Source organism: Burkholderia anthina (assembly GCF_902498995.1).
GTDB classification, from domain to species: Bacteria; Pseudomonadota; Gammaproteobacteria; order Burkholderiales; family Burkholderiaceae; genus Burkholderia; species Burkholderia anthina.
The window spans coordinates 86,347-102,208 of the sequence record NZ_CABVLY010000010.1; the positions used below are offsets into that span (position 1 = coordinate 86,347).

Below are 15,862 nucleotides of genomic sequence, written 5' to 3' on the forward strand. Positions count from 1 at the left end.
AATTTTGGGATGACGATGAAAAAGACTGCTCTCGACTTCTGGGTCGGCCTGTTCGTGGTGGTGGGCTTCCTTGCGGTGCTGTTCCTGGCGCTGAAGGTCGGCAACATGAGCTCGCTGTCGTTTCAGCCGACCTATTCGGTGAAGATGAAATTCGACAATATCGGCGGGCTGAAGCCGCGCGCGGCCGTGAAGAGCGCGGGCGTCGTGGTCGGCCGCGTGAAGACGATCGGCTTCGACACCAATACCTATCAGGCGCTGGTGACGATCGATATCGACGGCCAGTATCCGTTCCCGAAGGATTCGTCGGCGAAGATCCTGACGTCGGGCCTGCTCGGCGAGCAGTACATCGGCCTCGAGCCGGGCGGCGACACCGAAATGCTGAAGGCGGGCGATACGATCACGATGACGCAGTCGGCGATCGTGCTCGAGAACCTGATCGGCCAGTTCCTGTACAGCAAGGCAGCCGACGCGGGCGGCGCGAAGCCGGCGGCCGGCGCATCGGCCGCTCCGGCCGAGCCCGCACCGGTGGCGGTGCCGGCGTCCGCGGTGTCCGCTTCGGGCGCTCAATAACCACACGAGAGAAAGACAAGAGGGTAATGACCATGCAGACGATCCGCATCAGGCACGCCGCGCTTGCGGTTGCGGCAGTCGCCGCGTTGAGCGGCTGCGCGACCGTGCAGACGCCGACCAAGGGCGATCCGCTCGAAGGCTTCAACCGGACGATGTACAAGTTCAACGATACGGTCGACACGTACGCGTTGAAGCCGGTCGCGAAGGGCTATCAATACGTGGTGCCGCAGCCGGTGCGCGAGAGCGTGACGAACTTCTTCTCGAACATCGGCGACGTCTACATCGCGGCGAACAACATCGTGCAGCTGCGGATCGCGGACGGCGTCGGCGACATCATGCGCGTCGTGATCAATACGGTGTTCGGCGTCGGCGGCCTGTTCGACGTCGCGACGATCGCGAAGCTGCCGAAGCACACGGCCGACTTCGGGATCACGATGGGCCGCTACGGCATGCCGTCGGGTCCGTATCTCGTGCTGCCGCTGCTCGGCCCGAGCACGCTGCGCGACACGGCGGGCCTCGGCGTCGACTACGTCGGCAACCCGCTGACCTACGTGAAGCCGGACGGCCTGAGCTGGGGCCTGTTCGGCGTGAACCTCGTCAACGCGCGCGCGAACCTGCTCGGTGCGGGCGATGTGCTGGATGCCGCGGCGCTCGACAAGTATTCGTTCGTGCGCAACGCGTACCTGCAGCGCCGCCAGATGCTGATCGACAACGCACGCGGCGAGGCCGCCACGACGTCGGGCAACGATGCGCTGCCGAAGTACGACCTGCCGGACGACGGCGCGACACCGGCGGCCGGTACCGCGGGCGCGGCGGCAGTGAGCGGCGCGACCGCGCCGGCCGGCGCATCGGGCGCGGCGGTTGCGGCACCGGCTTCGGGTCCGGCCGTGGCGCCGAACCCGGCCAGCGCGACGACCGTGCCGCCGATGCAGGTGGCGCCGCCGTCGCCGGGCGGCCTGCATCTGCCGAACATCCGGTTCTGAGCGGATACATTCGTTACAGCCGGAAACGATTCAGTCGGTGGCGCGCGCGAACTTGCGCGTAAGCTACCGGCTCCAACCTCCGCATCGACTCATTCATGCAGGTCACTATGATGAAAAAACTGTTCCTGATCCCCGTTTTCGCGGCGCTGTTCTCGTTCGGCAGCGCAGCTCACGCGCAAGTCGACCAGTCGAACCCGCAGGCGCTGATCAAGACGGCGACGCAGCAAGTGCTCGACGAAGTCAAGCAGCAGACGATCAAGCAGGGCGATACGAACCGCATCATCACGATCGTCAACAAGGACATCCTGCCGTACACCGATTTCCGCCGCACCACGCAGCTTGCGATGGGCCGCAACTGGCGCACGGCGTCGGCCGAACAGCAGCAGCAGATTCAGGAGCAGTTCAAGCTGCTGCTGATCCGCACGTATTCGGGCGCGCTCGCGCAGCTGAAGCCGGACCAGCAGATCCAGTACCCGCCGTTCCGTGCCGATCCGGCCGATACCGACGTCGTGGTGAAGACGGTCGCGATGAACAACGGTCAGCCGGTGCAGATCGACTACCGCCTGTACAAGTCGACCAGCGGCTGGAAGGTCTATGACCTGAACGTGCTCGGCGCGTGGCTGATCCAGACGTACCAGCAGCAGTTCAACGAGAAGATCCAGCAAAGCGGCGTGGATGGCCTGATCAAGTTCCTGACGCAGCGCAACCAGGAGCTTGCCGCCGGCAAGCAGGCGTCGTGAGCGGCTTCGCAGCCGGCTCCTCGCTGACCGTCGCGAGCGCGAAGTCCGCGCTCGCGGACGGTCTCGCGCGCATCGGCGCGGGCGCAACCGCCGTCGATTGCGCGGCGCTGACGCAGTTCGATTCGTCCGCGCTCGCCGTGCTGCTCGCATGGCAACGCGCCGCCAAAGCGCGCGGCGCGACCCTCGACATCCTCAATCTCCCCCCGACGCTCGCCAGCCTCGCGCGCGCCTACGGCGTCGACGCGCTCATCGAAGGCACCGGGCGACATTGACCCTGTCCGACCGAAGCCTGCCGCGCCGCCCGGCGCGCAAGCTTCAGGCCGCGTGCCGCCGGCACCGGCTCCGCTAGCCGGTTTGCCCTATAATCAAGCGTTTTGCGGGGCAGCCAATCGGCGTCCGGCCCCCATTTTCTTTCGCAGCAAGCACCAGAATAGGCGTCGCGGCCATTGCGCCGCGCACAGTCATGTCAGCCATAGAAATCCGTCACGTCAAGAAGCGCTACAAATCGCTTCAGGCGCTCAAGGGCGTCAGTCTGTCGGTCGAGGAAGGCGAGTTTTTCGGCCTGCTCGGCCCGAACGGCGCAGGCAAGACCACGCTCATCAGTATCCTCGCCGGGCTCGCCCGGGCCGATGAAGGCAGCATCTCGGTGCGCGGCCACGATGTCGTCAAGGACTTCCGCGGCGCGCGCCGCGCGCTCGGCGTCGTGCCGCAGGAACTCGTTTTCGATCCGTTCTTCACCGTCCGCGAGACGCTGCGGCTCCAGTCCGGCTATTTCGGGCTGCACCGCAACGACGACTGGATCGACGAAGTGATGGCCAATCTCGATCTCACCGAGAAGGCCGACGCGAACATGCGCGCGCTGTCGGGCGGGATGAAGCGCCGCGTGCTGGTCGCGCAGGCGCTCGTGCACCGGCCGCCCGTGATCGTGCTCGACGAGCCGACCGCCGGTGTCGACGTCGAACTGCGCCAGACGCTGTGGAAATTCATCTCGCGACTGAACCGCGAGGGCCACACGATCGTCCTGACCACCCATTACCTCGAGGAAGCCGAGGCGCTGTGCGACCGCATCGCGATGCTGCGTCGCGGTGAAGTCGTCGCGCTCGACCGCACCGACGCGCTGCTGCGTCGTTTCGCGGGGCTGCAGCTGTATCTGCGCCTGGCGACGGGCGCGCTGCCCGCCGAGTTGCGCGGGCTGGAGACCGATCCGGCCGCACGCGCGCCGGGCGAGCACCTGCTGCGTCTCACGAGCTACGACGATGTCGAACGCATCCTCGCGCAGTGCCGCGCGGCGGGCTGCACGTTCGACGAGATCGAGGTCCGCAAGGCGGACCTCGAAGATGTGTTCGTCCAGGTGATGAACGGGGCCGAGGTGATCGAGGGACTGGCATGAATCAACAACCCCCACGCGAACTTCGTTCGCTCGGGGGGGCGCAGCCCCCCCGTTCCCGCCAAACGCCAGAGCCCGGCGCTGTCGGGCGAGTAGCGGGAAGCGGTTTTCGTACGCTGTTCTACAAGGAACTCCTGCGTTTCTGGAAGGTGTCGTTCCAGACGGTGTGTGCGCCGATCGTGACGGCGCTGCTGTATCTGACGATCTTCGGCCACGCGCTGTCGGGCCGCGTCGAGGTGTATCCGGGCGTCGAGTACGTGAGCTTTCTCGTTCCCGGCCTCGTGATGATGAGCGTGCTGCAGAACGCGTTCGCGAACAGCTCGTCGTCGCTGATCCAGTCGAAGATCACCGGCAACCTCGTGTTCGTGCTGCTGCCGCCGCTGTCCTACAAGGACATCTTCGGCGCGTACGTGCTCGCGTCCGTGGTGCGCGGGCTCGCGGTCGGCACGGGCGTGTTCGTCGTGACGATCTGGTTTATCCCGATGCATTTCGCGGCGCCGTTGTTCATCATCGCGTTCGCGCTGCTCGGCTCGGCGATCCTCGGCACGCTCGGGCTGATCGCCGGGATCTGGGCCGAGAAGTTCGACCAGCTCGCCGCATTCCAGAACTTCCTGATCATGCCGCTGACGTTCCTGTCCGGCGTGTTCTATTCGACGCACTCGCTGCCGCCCGTGTGGCGCGAGATTTCGCGTCTCAACCCGTTTTTCTACATGATCGACGGTTTCCGCTACGGGTTCTTCGGCGCGTCCGATATCAACCCGCTCGCGAGCCTCGCCATCGTCACCGGTTTCTTCGTGCTGCTCGCGATATTCGCGATGCGGCTGCTTGCGACCGGCTACAAACTGCGTCATTGATATCGACGGCAGCGGCCGCCACAGGCGGCGCGCGCCGACAGGAGCCCCTCATGTTGCCGACGCCCGAACAGGTCAAGCAATACATCGCCGGCGGTCTCGCCTGCACTCATCTGGAAGTCGAAGGCGACGGCCAGCATTTCTTCGCGACGATCGTGTCGGCGGCCTTCGAAGGCAAGCGGCCGATCCAGCGGCACCAGCTCGTCTATGCGGCGCTCGGCGATCGCATGAAGCAGGAAATCCACGCGCTCAGCATGAAGACGCTGACGCCCGCCGAATGGCAGAACGCATAACCGGAACCACTGAGTGCAAGTCACCGTCAACGAGCGCGACGCCGTCCAGAGCGTCGCCACGGCACACCCGGCCGCCAACGGGGAATCGCAGGGACAGGGGATGGACAAGCTCGTGATCGAAGGCGGTCGCCGGCTGTCCGGCGAGATCGTCGTGTCCGGCGCGAAGAACGCCGCGCTGCCGATCCTGTGCGCGGGGCTGCTGAGCGCCGATCCGGTCGAGCTCGACAACGTGCCGAACCTGAAGGACGTGCGTACCACGCTGAAGGTGCTGAACCAGATGGGCGTGAAGAGCGAAACGGACGGCTGCCGCGTGCAGCTCGACGCGTCGCGCGTCGACAACCTCGTCGCGCCGTACGAGCTCGTGAAGACGATGCGCGCATCGATCCTCGTGCTCGGGCCGCTGCTCGCGCGCTTCGGCGAAGCGAAAGTGTCGCTGCCGGGCGGCTGCGCGATCGGCGCGCGTCCGGTGGATCAGCACATCAAGGGCCTGCAGGCGATGGGCGCCGAGATCAGCATCGAGCACGGCTTCATCGAAGCCCGCGCGAAGCGCCTGAAGGGCGCGCGCATCGTGACCGACATGATCACGGTGACGGGCACCGAAAACCTGCTGATGGCCGCGACGCTGGCCGACGGCGAGACGGTGATCGAAAACGCGGCGCGCGAGCCGGAAGTGAGCGATCTCGCACACTTGCTGGTCGCGATGGGCGCGAAAATCGACGGCATCGGCACCGACCGCCTCGTGATCCAGGGCGTCGAGCGCCTGCATGGCGCGCGCCATTCGGTGATTCCCGACCGTATCGAGGCCGGCACGTTCCTGTGCGCGGTCGCGGCGGCCGGCGGCGACGTGATGCTGACGGGCATGCGCCCGCAGATCCTCGACGCGGTGGTCGACAAGCTGCGCGAAGCCGGCGTGTCGATCGAGGAAGGCGACAACTGGCTGCGCGTGAAGATGGACCGCCGCCCGTCGGCGGTGACGATCCGCACGTCGGAATACCCGGCGTTCCCGACCGACATGCAGGCGCAGTTCATGGCCCTGAATTCGATCGCGACGGGCACCGCGCAGGTCGTCGAGACCATTTTCGAGAATCGCTTCATGCATGTGCAGGAGCTGAACCGGCTCGGCGCGAACATCACGGTCGACGGCAACACGGCGCTCGTGACCGGCGTCGACAAGCTGTCCGGCGCAACCGTGATGGCGACCGACCTGCGCGCGTCGGCGAGCCTCGTGATCGCCGGGCTGCGTGCCGAAGGCGAAACGCTCGTCGACCGCATCTACCATCTGGACCGCGGCTACGACCGCATGGAAGCCAAACTGACCGCTGTCGGCGCGAACGTGCGCCGTCTTTCCGGGAGCCAAGCATGACCGCGCCGCTGACCCTCGCCCTGTCGAAGGGCCGGATTTTCGAGGAAACCCTGCCGCTGCTGGCGGCTGCCGGCGTGCAGGTGGCGGAGGATCCGGAAACGTCGCGCAAGCTGATCCTGCCGACGACCGATCCGAACCTGCGCGTGATCATCGTGCGCGCGAGCGACGTGCCGACCTATGTCGAATACGGCGCGGCCGATTTCGGCGTGGCCGGCAAGGACGTGCTGGTCGAGCACGGCGGCTCGGGCCTGTACCAGCCGATCGATCTGAACATTGCACGCTGCCGGATGTCGGTGGCCGTGCCGGCCGGTTTCGACTACGCGAACGCGGTGCGCCAGGGCGCGCGCCTGCGGGTCGCGACCAAGTACGTCGAAACGGCGCGCGAACACTTTGCCGCGAAGGGCGTGCACGTCGACCTGATCAAGCTGTACGGTTCGATGGAACTGGCGCCGCTGGTCGGGCTGGCCGACGCGATCGTCGACCTCGTCAGCTCGGGCGGCACGCTGAAGGCGAACAATCTGGTCGAGGTCGAGGAGATCATGGCGATCTCGTCGCGCCTCGTCGTGAACCAGGCTGCGCTGAAGTTGAAGCGCGCGGCGCTCAAGCCGATTCTCGACGCGTTCGAACGCGCGTCGCAGAATGGCAATTGAGCGCATCACCGTAACGGAACTCCCATGGCCATCACCATCCGCAAACTCGATTCGACGAGCGAAGGCTTCGATGCCGCGCTGCGTGCGGTGCTCGCATTCGAGGCGAGCGAGGACGAGGCGATCGAGCAATCGGTCGCGCAGATTCTCGCCGACGTGAAGTCGCGCGGCGACGCCGCGGTGCTCGAGTACACGAACCGCTTCGACCGGCTGAACGCGCACAGCGTCGCCGCGCTCGAACTGCCGCAGGATGCGTTGCAGACGGCGCTCGACGGCCTCGCGCCGAAGGCGCGCGCGGCACTGGAAGCCGCGGCTGCGCGCGTGCGTGCGTACCACGAGAAGCAGAAGATCGAGTGCGGCACGCATAGCTGGCAGTACACGGAAAGCGACGGCACGGTGCTCGGCCAGAAGGTCACGCCGCTCGACCGCGTCGGCCTGTACGTGCCGGGCGGCAAGGCGGCCTATCCGTCGTCGGTGCTGATGAACGCGATTCCCGCGCGGGTCGCGGGCGTCGGCGAGATCGTGATGGTCGTGCCGACCCCGGACGGCGTGAAGAACGACCTCGTGCTCGCCGCGGCGCTGCTCGGCGGCGTCGATCGCGTGTTCACGATCGGCGGCGCGCAGGCGGTCGGCGCGCTGGCATACGGCACGGCCACGGTGCCGGCGGTCGACAAGATCTGCGGGCCGGGCAACGCGTACGTCGCGTCCGCAAAGCGCCGCGTGTTCGGCACGGTCGGCATCGACATGATCGCCGGCCCGTCGGAAATCCTCGTGCTGTGCGACGGCACGACCGATCCGAGCTGGGTCGCGATGGACCTGTTCTCGCAGGCCGAACACGACGAGCTCGCGCAGTCGATCCTGCTGTGCCCGGACGCCGCGTTCCTCGAGCGCGTCGGGAAGGCGATCGACGAGCTGCTGCCGACGATGCCGCGCCAGGACGTGATCCGCGCATCGCTCGAAGGCCGCGGCGCGCTGATCAAGGTGCGCGACATGGCCGAAGCGTGCCGGATCGCGAACGAGATCGCGCCCGAGCACCTCGAGATTTCCGCGCTGGAGCCGCAGCAATGGGGCCAGCAGATCCGCCACGCGGGCGCGATCTTCCTCGGCCGCTACACGAGCGAAAGCCTCGGCGACTACTGCGCCGGCCCGAACCACGTGCTGCCGACGTCGCGCACGGCGCGCTTCTCGTCGCCGCTCGGCGTGTACGACTTCATCAAGCGCTCGAGCCTGATCGAAGTCAGCGCCGAAGGTGCGCAGACGCTGGGTGAAATCGCCTCCGAGCTCGCGTACGGCGAGGGCCTGCAGGCGCACGCGCGCAGCGCCGAACTCCGGATGAAGGGGTGACACGCGCGCCGGAGCCGATGCCGAAGCATCGGTTCCGGTCGGCCAGGAGACCCGTGCAAGGCGGCAGCCGCCGCCTTGCCGACCATTTGACGCCGGCGCGACGCACGCCGGCTTGAGACCATGACGACGCCACAAGACATCATCCGCCGCGACGTGCTCGCAATGACGAGCTACCCGGTGCCGGACGCGAGCGGGTTCGTGAAGCTCGACGCGATGGAGAACCCGTATTCGCTGCCCGCACCGCTCGCCGCGGCGCTCGGCGAGCGCCTCGCGCAGGTCGCGCTGAACCGCTACCCGGCGCCGCGCCCGGGCGCGCTGCTCGACAAGCTGCGCCACGCGATGGGCGTGCCGGCCGCATGCGACGTGCTGCTCGGCAACGGGTCGGACGAAATCATCAGCATGATGTCGGTGGCGTGCGCGAAGCCGGGCGCGAAGGTGCTCGCGCCGGTGCCGGGCTTCGTGATGTACGAACTGTCCGCGAAGTTCGCGCAGCTCGAATTCGTCGGCGTGCCGCTGAAGGCCGACCTGACGCTCGACGCCGACGCGATGATCGCGGCAATCGACGCGCACCGGCCCGCGCTCGTCTATCTCGCGTACCCGAACAACCCGACCGGCACGCTGTACGACGAAGCCGACGTCGAGCGCATCATCGCGGCCGCGCGCCACAGCCTGATCGTGATCGACGAGGCGTACCAGCCGTTCGCGGAGCGTTCGTGGCTGCCGCGCGCCGCCGAATTCGACAACGTCGTCGTGATGCGCACGGTGTCGAAGCTCGGCCTCGCGGGCATCCGCCTCGGCTATCTCGCCGGGCTGCCGGCCTGGCTGACCGAGTTCGACAAGGTGCGTCCGCCGTACAACATCAACGTGCTGACCCAGGCGACCGCCGATTTCCTGCTCGATCACCTCGACGTGCTCGATGCGCAGGCGGCCGAACTGCGCGCGGAACGCGCGCGCCTCGCGCAGGCCGTGGCCGCGCTGCCGGGCACGACGGTGTATCCGAGCGCCGGCAACTTCCTGCTGGTGCGCGTGCCGGACGCGGCGACCGTGTTCGATGCGCTGCTCACCGAGCGGGTGTTGATCAAAAACGTGAGTAAAATGCATCCGTTGCTGGCCGAATGCGTGCGGCTGACCGTCGGTTCTCCCGACGAAAATGCACGCTTGCTGGCGGCTTTGAAACTCGCGCTGCCCGGTTGAGCCCAGGGCGCGGCGGCGCGCGATGATCAATCCCCATTTACATCAGACTCATTCAAGGAATTGCCATGCGTGTGGCGGAAGTCGTTCGCAATACCAGCGAAACGCAGATCCGTGTGAAGCTCGATCTCGACGGCACGGGCCAGCAGAAGCTGGCTACCGGCGTGCCGTTTCTCGACCATATGCTCGACCAGATCGCGCGACACGGTCTGGTCGATCTCGAGGTTGAAGCGCATGGCGACACGCACATCGACGATCACCATACGGTCGAGGACGTCGGCATCACGCTCGGTCAGGCCGTCGCGAAGGCGATCGGCGACCGGAAGGGCATCCGCCGTTACGGCCATTCGTACGTGCCGCTCGACGAGGCGCTGTCGCGCGTCGTGATCGACTTCTCGGGTCGCCCGGGTCTCGAATTCCACGTGCCGTTCACGCGCGCGCGGATCGGCACGTTCGACGTCGACCTGTCGATCGAGTTCTTCCGCGGGTTCGTGAACCACGCGGGCGTCACGCTGCACATCGACAACCTGCGCGGGATCAACGCGCACCATCAGCTCGAAACGGTGTTCAAGGCCTTCGGCCGGGCGCTGCGCGCGGCGGTGGAGCTCGACGAGCGTGCGGCGGGGCAGATTCCGTCGACGAAGGGCAGCCTCTGATTTCGTGACGGGCCGCGCCCGGGACAACCTCACGGCTTCGGCGCGCCGCGCCGGCTTGCGATGGATCTGCTCAAATCGTTCATTTCGCTGCTTGCGCTGATCAACCCGGTCGGCGCGGTGCCGTTCTTCCTGAGCCTGACGGCGCAGCAGACGGACGACGAGCGGCGCCGCACGATCCGGATCGCATCGGTGTCGGTGTTCTGCGTGATGACGGTGACGGCGCTGCTCGGGCAGCAGATCATCAACTTCTTCGGCATTTCGGTCGGCTCGCTCGAAGTGGGCGGCGGGATCATCATGTTGCTGATGGCGATCAACATGCTGAACGCGCAGATCGGCAACACGCGATCGACGCCGGAGGAGCGCCACGAAGCCGAGATGAAGGACAACATCGCGGTCGTGCCGCTGGCGATTCCGCTGCTCACGGGCCCCGGCTCGATCAGCACGGTGATCATCTACGCGGCGAACTCGCATCACTGGTATGAGCGAGCCGGGCTCGTCGCGATTGGCGCGATCCTGGCTTTGCTGTGTTTCATCGCGATGCGGCTCGCCGAGCCGATCGCGAACTGGATCGGCCGCACCGGCATCAACATCGCCACGCGGCTGATGGGTCTGATGCTGTCGGCGCTGGCGGTGGAATTCATCGTCAATGGACTGAGGGCGCTACTGCCTGCACTGAGATGAAAACTTCGATTGCGATTGTGGATTATGGGATGGGCAACCTGCGCTCGGTCGCGCAGGCGCTCAAGAAGGCCGAACCGGCCGCCGACGTGGCGATCGTCGACACGCCGGCCGCGATTCGCGCGGCCGACCGCGTCGTGCTGCCCGGCCAGGGCGCGATGCCGGACTGCATGCGCTGCCTCGGCGAATCGGGGCTGCAGGAAGCGGTGATCGAGGCGTCGCGCACGAAGCCGCTGCTCGGCGTGTGCGTCGGCGAGCAGATGCTGTTCGACTGGAGTGCCGAAGGCGACACGAAGGGCCTCGGCCTGTTGCCCGGCAAGGTCGTGCGGTTCGAGCTCGACGGCCGGCTGCAGGACGACGGCTCGCGCTTCAAGGTGCCGCAGATGGGCTGGAACCGCGTGCATCAATCGCAGCCGCACCCGCTGTGGGACGGCGTGCCCGACGACGCCTATTTCTACTTCGTACACAGCTACTACGTGAGCCCGGAGAACCCGGCGCACACGGTCGGCGAAACGGCGTACGGTGCGCCGTTTACGTCCGCGGTCGCGCGGGACAACCTCTTCGCGACCCAATTCCACCCCGAGAAAAGCGCGGAGGTCGGGTTGCGTCTGTATCGCAACTTCGTACACTGGAAACCGTAAGCGTCGCATGCGTGCCACAATTCGCGGGCCTGGAAGGCCCGTGTTGCGGCCGTCACGCGCATGATTTGTTAGCTTGGGGGGGCGTGTCTTTCCCGCCGTGTTACGGCGTCGAGCGTTGCTGGCCAGGTTCGGCCAAACGGCGCTCCTCGCGCCTGGCAGGGGGACCGGAAAGGCACGTTCGCGAGCCCGTTATTGGCGGGAACAGGCCCTAAGCGCTGAAAGAGTTGTACTAAACTAGCGAGACGGCGCGGCACCGGTTTGGCCGGTGCGCGCCGGATTCTTTTCTTTTTCCACGACGACACCCGATTGCTATGTTGCTGATTCCGGCCATCGATCTCAAAGACGGTCAGTGTGTGCGCCTCAAACAGGGCGATATGGACCAGGCCACGATTTTCTCCGAGGACCCGGCGGCGATGGCCCGCAAGTGGGTCGATCTCGGCGCCCGGCGGCTGCATCTGGTCGACCTGAACGGCGCTTTTGCCGGCAAGCCGAAGAATCTCGAAGCGATCGAAGCGATCCTCGACGAAGTCGGCGACGAAATCCCCGTGCAGCTCGGCGGCGGCATTCGCAGCCTCGAGACGATCGAGAAGTATCTCGACGCAGGCCTTTCCTACGTGATCATCGGCACCGCGGCCGTGAAGGATCCGGGCTTCCTGCAGGACGCATGCACCGCGTTCGCGGGCAGCATCATCGTCGGTCTCGACGCGAAGGACGGCAAGGTCGCGACCGACGGCTGGAGCAAGCTGACCGGCCACGAAGTGATCGATCTCGCGCGCAAGTTCGAGGACTACGGCGTCGAATCGATCGTCTACACGGACATCGGCCGCGACGGGATGCTGCAGGGTATCAACATCGAGGCGACGGTGAAGCTCGCACAGGCGGTCGGCATTCCGGTCATCGCAAGCGGCGGCCTGTCGAACCTCACCGACATCGAGAACCTCTGCGAAGTGGAAGAACACGGCGTCGAAGGCGTGATCTGCGGCCGTGCGATCTACTCCGGCGACCTCGATTTCTCGGCCGCGCAAAAGCGCGCGGACGAACTGAACGGCGAACTCGACGACGCGTAAGCGCGGTCGTTCCGTTCGCCGGGGGCTGCCTGCCGCAGCCCCGACCGGGCGCCTCGCGCGAGGCGTCCGAAACCGGCCGCCCGCAACCGGCCATCCCATCGCGGCATTTGGCGCAACATCATGGCTCTAGCTAAACGCATCATCCCCTGCCTGGACGTGACTGCCGGGCGTGTCGTCAAGGGCGTCAACTTCGTCGAACTGCGCGATGCCGGCGACCCCGTCGAAATCGCTCGCCGCTATGACGATCAGGGTGCCGACGAACTCACGTTCCTCGACATCACCGCGACCTCCGACCAGCGCGACCTGATCCTGCCGATCATCGAGGCCGTCGCATCGCAGGTCTTCATTCCGCTGACCGTCGGCGGCGGCGTGCGCGCCGTCGAAGACGTGCGGCGCCTCCTGAACGCGGGCGCGGACAAGGTCAGCATGAACTCGTCGGCGGTCGCGAACCCGCAACTCGTGCGCGACGCGGCCGACAAGTACGGCTCGCAGTGCATCGTCGTCGCGATCGACGCGAAGCGCGTGTCGGCCGACGGCGAGACGCCGCGCTGGGAAGTGTTCACGCACGGCGGCCGCAAGGGCACGGGCCTCGACGCGATCGAATGGGCGCGCAAGATGGCCGAGCTCGGCGCGGGCGAGATCCTGCTCACGAGCATGGACCGCGACGGCACGAAGTCGGGCTTCGACCTCGCGCTCACGCGCGGCGTGTCGGACGCGGTGCCGGTGCCGGTGATCGCATCGGGCGGCGTCGGTTCGCTGCAGCATCTGGCGGACGGCATCAAGGACGGCCGCGCCGACGCGGTGCTGGCCGCAAGCATCTTCCACTACGGCGAGCACACGGTCGGCGAGGCGAAACGCTTCATGTCCGACCAGGGCATCCCGGTGAGGCTGTGATGAATACGGAAACGAAATCCCTGCCCGCGTGGCTCGACAAGGTCCGCTGGGACGACAACGGCCTCGTGCCGGTGATCGCGCAGGAAGCGTCGACGAACGACGTGCTGATGTTCGCGTGGATGAACCGCGAGGCGTTGGCGAAGACGATCGAGACGCAGCGCGCGGTCTACTATTCGCGCTCGCGCAAGCGCCTGTGGTTCAAGGGCGAGGAGTCGGGCCACGTGCAGCACGTGCACGAGGTGCGGCTCGACTGCGACGAGGACGTCGTGCTGCTGAAGGTCGAGCAGGTGTCGGGCATCGCATGCCACACCGGCCGGCATTCGTGCTTCTTCCAGAAATTCGAAGGCAACGTGGACAGCGGCGACTGGGTCGCGGTCGATCCGGTGCTGAAAGATCCCGAACACATCTACAAATGACGCAATCGACCGAAGACACGCTGCTGCGCCTCGCCGCCGTGATCGATAGCCGCAAGGGCGGTGACCCCGAGCAATCGTACGTATCGCGCCTGTTCCACAAGGGCGACGACGCGGTGCTGAAGAAGATCGGCGAAGAGGCGACCGAAGTCGTGCTGGCCGCGAAGGACGTGCGCCAGGGCGGCGCGCCGACGGCGCTGGTCGGCGAAGTGGCCGATCTGTGGTTCCACTGCCTCGTGATGCTGTCGCATTTCGACCTGAGCCCGGCCGACGTGATCGCCGAGCTCGAGCGCCGCGAAGGGTTGTCGGGCATCGAGGAAAAGGCGCTGCGCAAGCGCCGCGAGCGCGAGGAAAACGGCGGGTGACAGCCGACGGCCTGCCGCACCGGCAACAGTGCGGTAAGCTGTAAGAATTGTCATCTTACGAGGGTAGCATCATGACCGATACGCCGAGCCAGTTTCCGACGCCGTCGGTGCAGGGCGCCGCGGAGGCCGAGCGGCTGAACGGATTGCGCACGCTGACGCACGTGTTGTACGGCCTCTACGCGATTCATTGGCTGACGGGCGGCGTCACCGGCATCATCGCGATCATCATCAACTACGTGAAGCGCGGCGATGTGGCCGGCACGCCGTACGCCGACCATTTCGAGTGGCAGATCCGCACGTTCTGGCGCGCGCTGATCGCGTACGTGATCGGCTTCGCGCTGATGTTCGTGGTGGTCGGGTTCGTCATCATGTTTGTCACATGGATCTGGACGCTGTACCGTATCATCAAAGGTTGGCTGTACCTGAACGACAACAAGACGCTCGATCCGCAGGCCTGGTTCTGACCGGCGAGCGGGCGTTTCGCAGGAGCAACATGAGTCACGATCCGAATTGCCTGTTCTGCAAGATCGCGGCGGGCGAGATCCCGAGCACGAAGGTGCACGAGGACGACGAATTCGTCGCGTTCCGCGACATCCGCCCGGCGGCCGAGACACACGTGCTCGTGATTCCGCGCCGGCACCTGCCGACGCTGTCGGCGGCGACCGACGCCGATGCGCCGATGCTCGGCCGGCTGATGCTGCTCGTCGCGCGTCTGGCCGACCAGCTCGGCGTCGCGTATACGGGCGGCGAAACCGGGTTTCGCACGGTGATCAACACGGGCCCCGGCGGCGGGCAGGAGGTCTACCACCTGCACGCGCACATCCTGGCCGGCCCGCGCCCGTGGCAGCGGATGGGTTGACGCAGCGGGGCGTTTTCCCCGCATCGATAGTCGAAGCCGGCGTGCCGCCGGCGATTTACGCCGCGACGCGGCGTGGTTGAGGAGAGGTTTCATCATGGGTGGATTGAGCATTTGGCACTGGCTGATCGTGCTGCTGATCGTCGCGCTGGTTTTCGGTACGAAGAAGCTGCGCAATATCGGCAACGATCTCGGCAGCGCCGTGAAGGGTTTCAAGGACGGCATGAAGGAAGGCGAAACGCCGGCGGACGCGCAGCAACTGCCGCGCTCGGGCTCGGTCGACGTCAACGCGAAGGAAACGACGCGTTCCGACTCGAACAAGGCTTGACGCCGGCACGCTGACAGGCATTCGCGATGCTGGATCTCGGTCTTTCGAAGATGGCGCTGATCGGCGTCGTCGCGCTCGTGGTGCTCGGCCCCGAGCGCCTGCCGCGCGTCGCGCGTACGGCGGGCGCATTGTTCGGCCGCGCGCAGCGGTACATCAACGACGTGAAGGCCGAGGTCTCGCGCGAAATCGAGCTCGACGCGTTGCGCACGATGAAGACCGATTTCGAGGCGGCCGCGCGCAATGTCGAGACGACGATTCACGACAACCTGCGCGAGCACGAAAAGGAACTGAACGACACGTGGCATTCCGCGGTCGGCGGTCTCAATGATGGCTCGGTCGATGCCGACTCGTACGGCTCCGACACGCCCGCAGCGCCGTCGTCGTGGCGCGGCAGCGCGGCAGCGATCGCGTCGAAGCGTCGCAACTGGCGCGTGAAACAGGCGGCGACGCCTGTCTGGTACAAGCGCGCGACCACCCGCCGCACGCACGTGCAGTCGGGCGCCGCGCGTGTCGCGCGCCACCAGCCGGCCAGCCTGCGCCGGCCGACGCGCTTCTTCTGAGCCGAGCGCATGCTCGCTCGTCAATCCTACCGAGG

At 66.4% G+C, this 15,862-nt stretch carries 22 protein-coding genes; all 22 read left to right on the forward strand.

The features are described from left to right. Positions 1–9 precede the first annotated feature (9 nt). The 22 genes from mlaD to tatB all read left to right on the forward strand — a co-directional run bounded on the left by mlaD (position 10) and on the right by tatB (position 15,827). Positions 10–570 carry an outer membrane lipid asymmetry maintenance protein MlaD gene (mlaD, locus tag BME24068_RS15160; RefSeq protein ID WP_096504239.1) on the forward strand — a complete coding sequence of 187 codons (561 nt, stop codon included), beginning with the start codon at positions 10–12 and terminating at the stop codon, positions 568–570. Between the two features lie 32 nt (positions 571–602). Then, positions 603–1,553, forward strand: coding sequence for an MlaA family lipoprotein (locus tag BME24068_RS15165; protein ID WP_174926590.1), 951 nt, complete (start codon positions 603–605; stop codon positions 1,551–1,553). 110 nt (positions 1,554–1,663) lie between these two features. Continuing rightward, positions 1,664–2,293 carry an MlaC/ttg2D family ABC transporter substrate-binding protein gene (locus tag BME24068_RS15170; RefSeq protein ID WP_174926545.1) on the forward strand — a complete coding sequence of 210 codons (630 nt, stop codon included), beginning with the start codon at positions 1,664–1,666 and terminating at the stop codon, positions 2,291–2,293. Then, positions 2,290–2,565: an STAS domain-containing protein gene (locus BME24068_RS15175; protein WP_096504241.1), complete on the forward strand. Its 276-nt coding sequence runs from the start codon at positions 2,290–2,292 to the stop codon at positions 2,563–2,565. The genes BME24068_RS15170 and BME24068_RS15175 overlap by 4 nt, the downstream gene beginning before the upstream one ends. Before the next feature lie 191 nt (positions 2,566–2,756). Continuing rightward, positions 2,757–3,683 (forward strand): ABC transporter ATP-binding protein, encoded by a 927-nt coding sequence (locus BME24068_RS15180; protein ID WP_096504243.1) that lies wholly within the window; start codon positions 2,757–2,759, stop codon positions 3,681–3,683. Beyond that, entirely contained in the window at positions 3,680–4,534 is an 855-nt protein-coding gene (locus tag BME24068_RS15185) for an ABC transporter permease (protein WP_239007835.1), read from the forward strand. The genes BME24068_RS15180 and BME24068_RS15185 overlap by 4 nt, the downstream gene beginning before the upstream one ends. A 50-nt stretch (positions 4,535–4,584) precedes the next feature. After that, positions 4,585–4,824, forward strand: a complete 240-nt coding sequence (locus BME24068_RS15190; protein ID WP_006477131.1) for a BolA family protein — start codon at positions 4,585–4,587, stop codon at positions 4,822–4,824. Between the two features lie 13 nt (positions 4,825–4,837). Continuing rightward, entirely contained in the window at positions 4,838–6,187 is a 1,350-nt protein-coding gene (gene murA / locus BME24068_RS15195) for a UDP-N-acetylglucosamine 1-carboxyvinyltransferase (protein WP_174926546.1), read from the forward strand. Further along, positions 6,184–6,837, forward strand: coding sequence for an ATP phosphoribosyltransferase (gene hisG / locus BME24068_RS15200; RefSeq protein WP_006751807.1), 654 nt, complete (start codon positions 6,184–6,186; stop codon positions 6,835–6,837). The genes murA and hisG overlap by 4 nt, the downstream gene beginning before the upstream one ends. Before the next feature lie 24 nt (positions 6,838–6,861). Beyond that, positions 6,862–8,178: a histidinol dehydrogenase gene (hisD, locus tag BME24068_RS15205; RefSeq protein WP_174926547.1), complete on the forward strand. Its 1,317-nt coding sequence runs from the start codon at positions 6,862–6,864 to the stop codon at positions 8,176–8,178. Positions 8,179–8,298: 120 nt separating this feature from the next. Further along, the gene (hisC, locus tag BME24068_RS15210) at positions 8,299–9,372 is read left to right on the forward strand and encodes a histidinol-phosphate transaminase (protein WP_096504251.1); all 1,074 of its coding nucleotides are present in this window, start codon (positions 8,299–8,301) and stop codon (positions 9,370–9,372) included. Positions 9,373–9,437: 65 nt separating this feature from the next. Further along, complete coding sequence (gene hisB / locus BME24068_RS15215) at positions 9,438–10,025, forward strand: imidazoleglycerol-phosphate dehydratase HisB (protein WP_006477126.1); 588 nt, start codon at positions 9,438–9,440, stop codon at positions 10,023–10,025. A gap of 60 nt (positions 10,026–10,085) precedes the next feature. After that, positions 10,086–10,706, forward strand: a complete 621-nt coding sequence (locus BME24068_RS15220) for a YchE family NAAT transporter (protein ID WP_096504253.1) — start codon at positions 10,086–10,088, stop codon at positions 10,704–10,706. After that, on the forward strand, positions 10,703–11,344 hold the full coding sequence (gene hisH, locus BME24068_RS15225) for an imidazole glycerol phosphate synthase subunit HisH (RefSeq protein ID WP_096504255.1): 642 nt from the start codon (positions 10,703–10,705) through the stop codon (positions 11,342–11,344). Before BME24068_RS15220 ends, hisH begins: the two co-directional genes overlap by 4 nt. A 311-nt stretch (positions 11,345–11,655) precedes the next feature. Further along, entirely contained in the window at positions 11,656–12,411 is a 756-nt protein-coding gene (gene hisA / locus BME24068_RS15230) for a 1-(5-phosphoribosyl)-5-[(5-phosphoribosylamino)methylideneamino]imidazole-4-carboxamide isomerase (RefSeq protein WP_096504257.1), read from the forward strand. A gap of 120 nt (positions 12,412–12,531) precedes the next feature. Further along, positions 12,532–13,305 carry an imidazole glycerol phosphate synthase subunit HisF gene (gene hisF, locus BME24068_RS15235; RefSeq protein WP_096504259.1) on the forward strand — a complete coding sequence of 258 codons (774 nt, stop codon included), beginning with the start codon at positions 12,532–12,534 and terminating at the stop codon, positions 13,303–13,305. Beyond that, positions 13,305–13,721, forward strand: a complete 417-nt coding sequence (hisI, locus tag BME24068_RS15240; protein WP_048251404.1) for a phosphoribosyl-AMP cyclohydrolase — start codon at positions 13,305–13,307, stop codon at positions 13,719–13,721. The genes hisF and hisI overlap by 1 nt, the downstream gene beginning before the upstream one ends. Beyond that, on the forward strand, positions 13,718–14,083 hold the full coding sequence (locus BME24068_RS15245; protein ID WP_044845953.1) for a phosphoribosyl-ATP diphosphatase: 366 nt from the start codon (positions 13,718–13,720) through the stop codon (positions 14,081–14,083). The genes hisI and BME24068_RS15245 overlap by 4 nt, the downstream gene beginning before the upstream one ends. Positions 14,084–14,154: 71 nt before the next feature. Continuing rightward, positions 14,155–14,547: a DUF4870 family protein gene (locus BME24068_RS15250; RefSeq protein WP_096504261.1), complete on the forward strand. Its 393-nt coding sequence runs from the start codon at positions 14,155–14,157 to the stop codon at positions 14,545–14,547. A 29-nt stretch (positions 14,548–14,576) separates the two neighbouring features. After that, entirely contained in the window at positions 14,577–14,942 is a 366-nt protein-coding gene (locus tag BME24068_RS15255) for a histidine triad nucleotide-binding protein (protein ID WP_096504263.1), read from the forward strand. 94 nt (positions 14,943–15,036) lie between these two features. Continuing rightward, positions 15,037–15,267: a Sec-independent protein translocase subunit TatA gene (gene tatA / locus BME24068_RS15260; protein ID WP_034183658.1), complete on the forward strand. Its 231-nt coding sequence runs from the start codon at positions 15,037–15,039 to the stop codon at positions 15,265–15,267. Positions 15,268–15,293: 26 nt separating this feature from the next. Further along, positions 15,294–15,827, forward strand: a complete 534-nt coding sequence (tatB, locus tag BME24068_RS15265) for a Sec-independent protein translocase protein TatB (protein WP_096504265.1) — start codon at positions 15,294–15,296, stop codon at positions 15,825–15,827. The last annotated feature ends 35 nt before the right edge of the window (positions 15,828–15,862 follow it).

Bases quoted from the DNA above. Each gene is read 5' to 3' on its own strand.
- BME24068_RS15170 (WP_174926545.1), top strand. From the start codon at position 1,664: ATGAAAAAACTGTTCCTGATCCCCGTTTTCGCGGCGCTGTTCTCGTTC.
- BME24068_RS15185 (WP_239007835.1), top strand. From the start codon at position 3,680: ATGAATCAACAACCCCCACGCGAACTTCGTTCGCTCGGGGGGGCGCAG.
- BME24068_RS15180 (WP_096504243.1), top strand. From the start codon at position 2,757: ATGTCAGCCATAGAAATCCGTCACGTCAAGAAGCGCTACAAATCGCTT.
- tatB (WP_096504265.1), top strand. From the start codon at position 15,294: ATGCTGGATCTCGGTCTTTCGAAGATGGCGCTGATCGGCGTCGTCGCG.
- BME24068_RS15190 (WP_006477131.1), top strand. From the start codon at position 4,585: ATGTTGCCGACGCCCGAACAGGTCAAGCAATACATCGCCGGCGGTCTC.
- hisI (WP_048251404.1), top strand. From the start codon at position 13,305: ATGAATACGGAAACGAAATCCCTGCCCGCGTGGCTCGACAAGGTCCGC.
- BME24068_RS15245 (WP_044845953.1), top strand. From the start codon at position 13,718: ATGACGCAATCGACCGAAGACACGCTGCTGCGCCTCGCCGCCGTGATC.
- hisA (WP_096504257.1), top strand. From the start codon at position 11,656: ATGTTGCTGATTCCGGCCATCGATCTCAAAGACGGTCAGTGTGTGCGC.
- hisG (WP_006751807.1), top strand. From the start codon at position 6,184: ATGACCGCGCCGCTGACCCTCGCCCTGTCGAAGGGCCGGATTTTCGAG.
- BME24068_RS15255 (WP_096504263.1), top strand. From the start codon at position 14,577: ATGAGTCACGATCCGAATTGCCTGTTCTGCAAGATCGCGGCGGGCGAG.
- hisD (WP_174926547.1), top strand. From the start codon at position 6,862: ATGGCCATCACCATCCGCAAACTCGATTCGACGAGCGAAGGCTTCGAT.
- tatA (WP_034183658.1), top strand. From the start codon at position 15,037: ATGGGTGGATTGAGCATTTGGCACTGGCTGATCGTGCTGCTGATCGTC.
- BME24068_RS15165 (WP_174926590.1), top strand. From the start codon at position 603: ATGCAGACGATCCGCATCAGGCACGCCGCGCTTGCGGTTGCGGCAGTC.
- BME24068_RS15250 (WP_096504261.1), top strand. From the start codon at position 14,155: ATGACCGATACGCCGAGCCAGTTTCCGACGCCGTCGGTGCAGGGCGCC.
- hisF (WP_096504259.1), top strand. From the start codon at position 12,532: ATGGCTCTAGCTAAACGCATCATCCCCTGCCTGGACGTGACTGCCGGG.
- hisH (WP_096504255.1), top strand. From the start codon at position 10,703: ATGAAAACTTCGATTGCGATTGTGGATTATGGGATGGGCAACCTGCGC.
- BME24068_RS15220 (WP_096504253.1), top strand. From the start codon at position 10,086: ATGGATCTGCTCAAATCGTTCATTTCGCTGCTTGCGCTGATCAACCCG.
- hisC (WP_096504251.1), top strand. From the start codon at position 8,299: ATGACGACGCCACAAGACATCATCCGCCGCGACGTGCTCGCAATGACG.
- mlaD (WP_096504239.1), top strand. From the start codon at position 10: ATGACGATGAAAAAGACTGCTCTCGACTTCTGGGTCGGCCTGTTCGTG.
- hisB (WP_006477126.1), top strand. From the start codon at position 9,438: ATGCGTGTGGCGGAAGTCGTTCGCAATACCAGCGAAACGCAGATCCGT.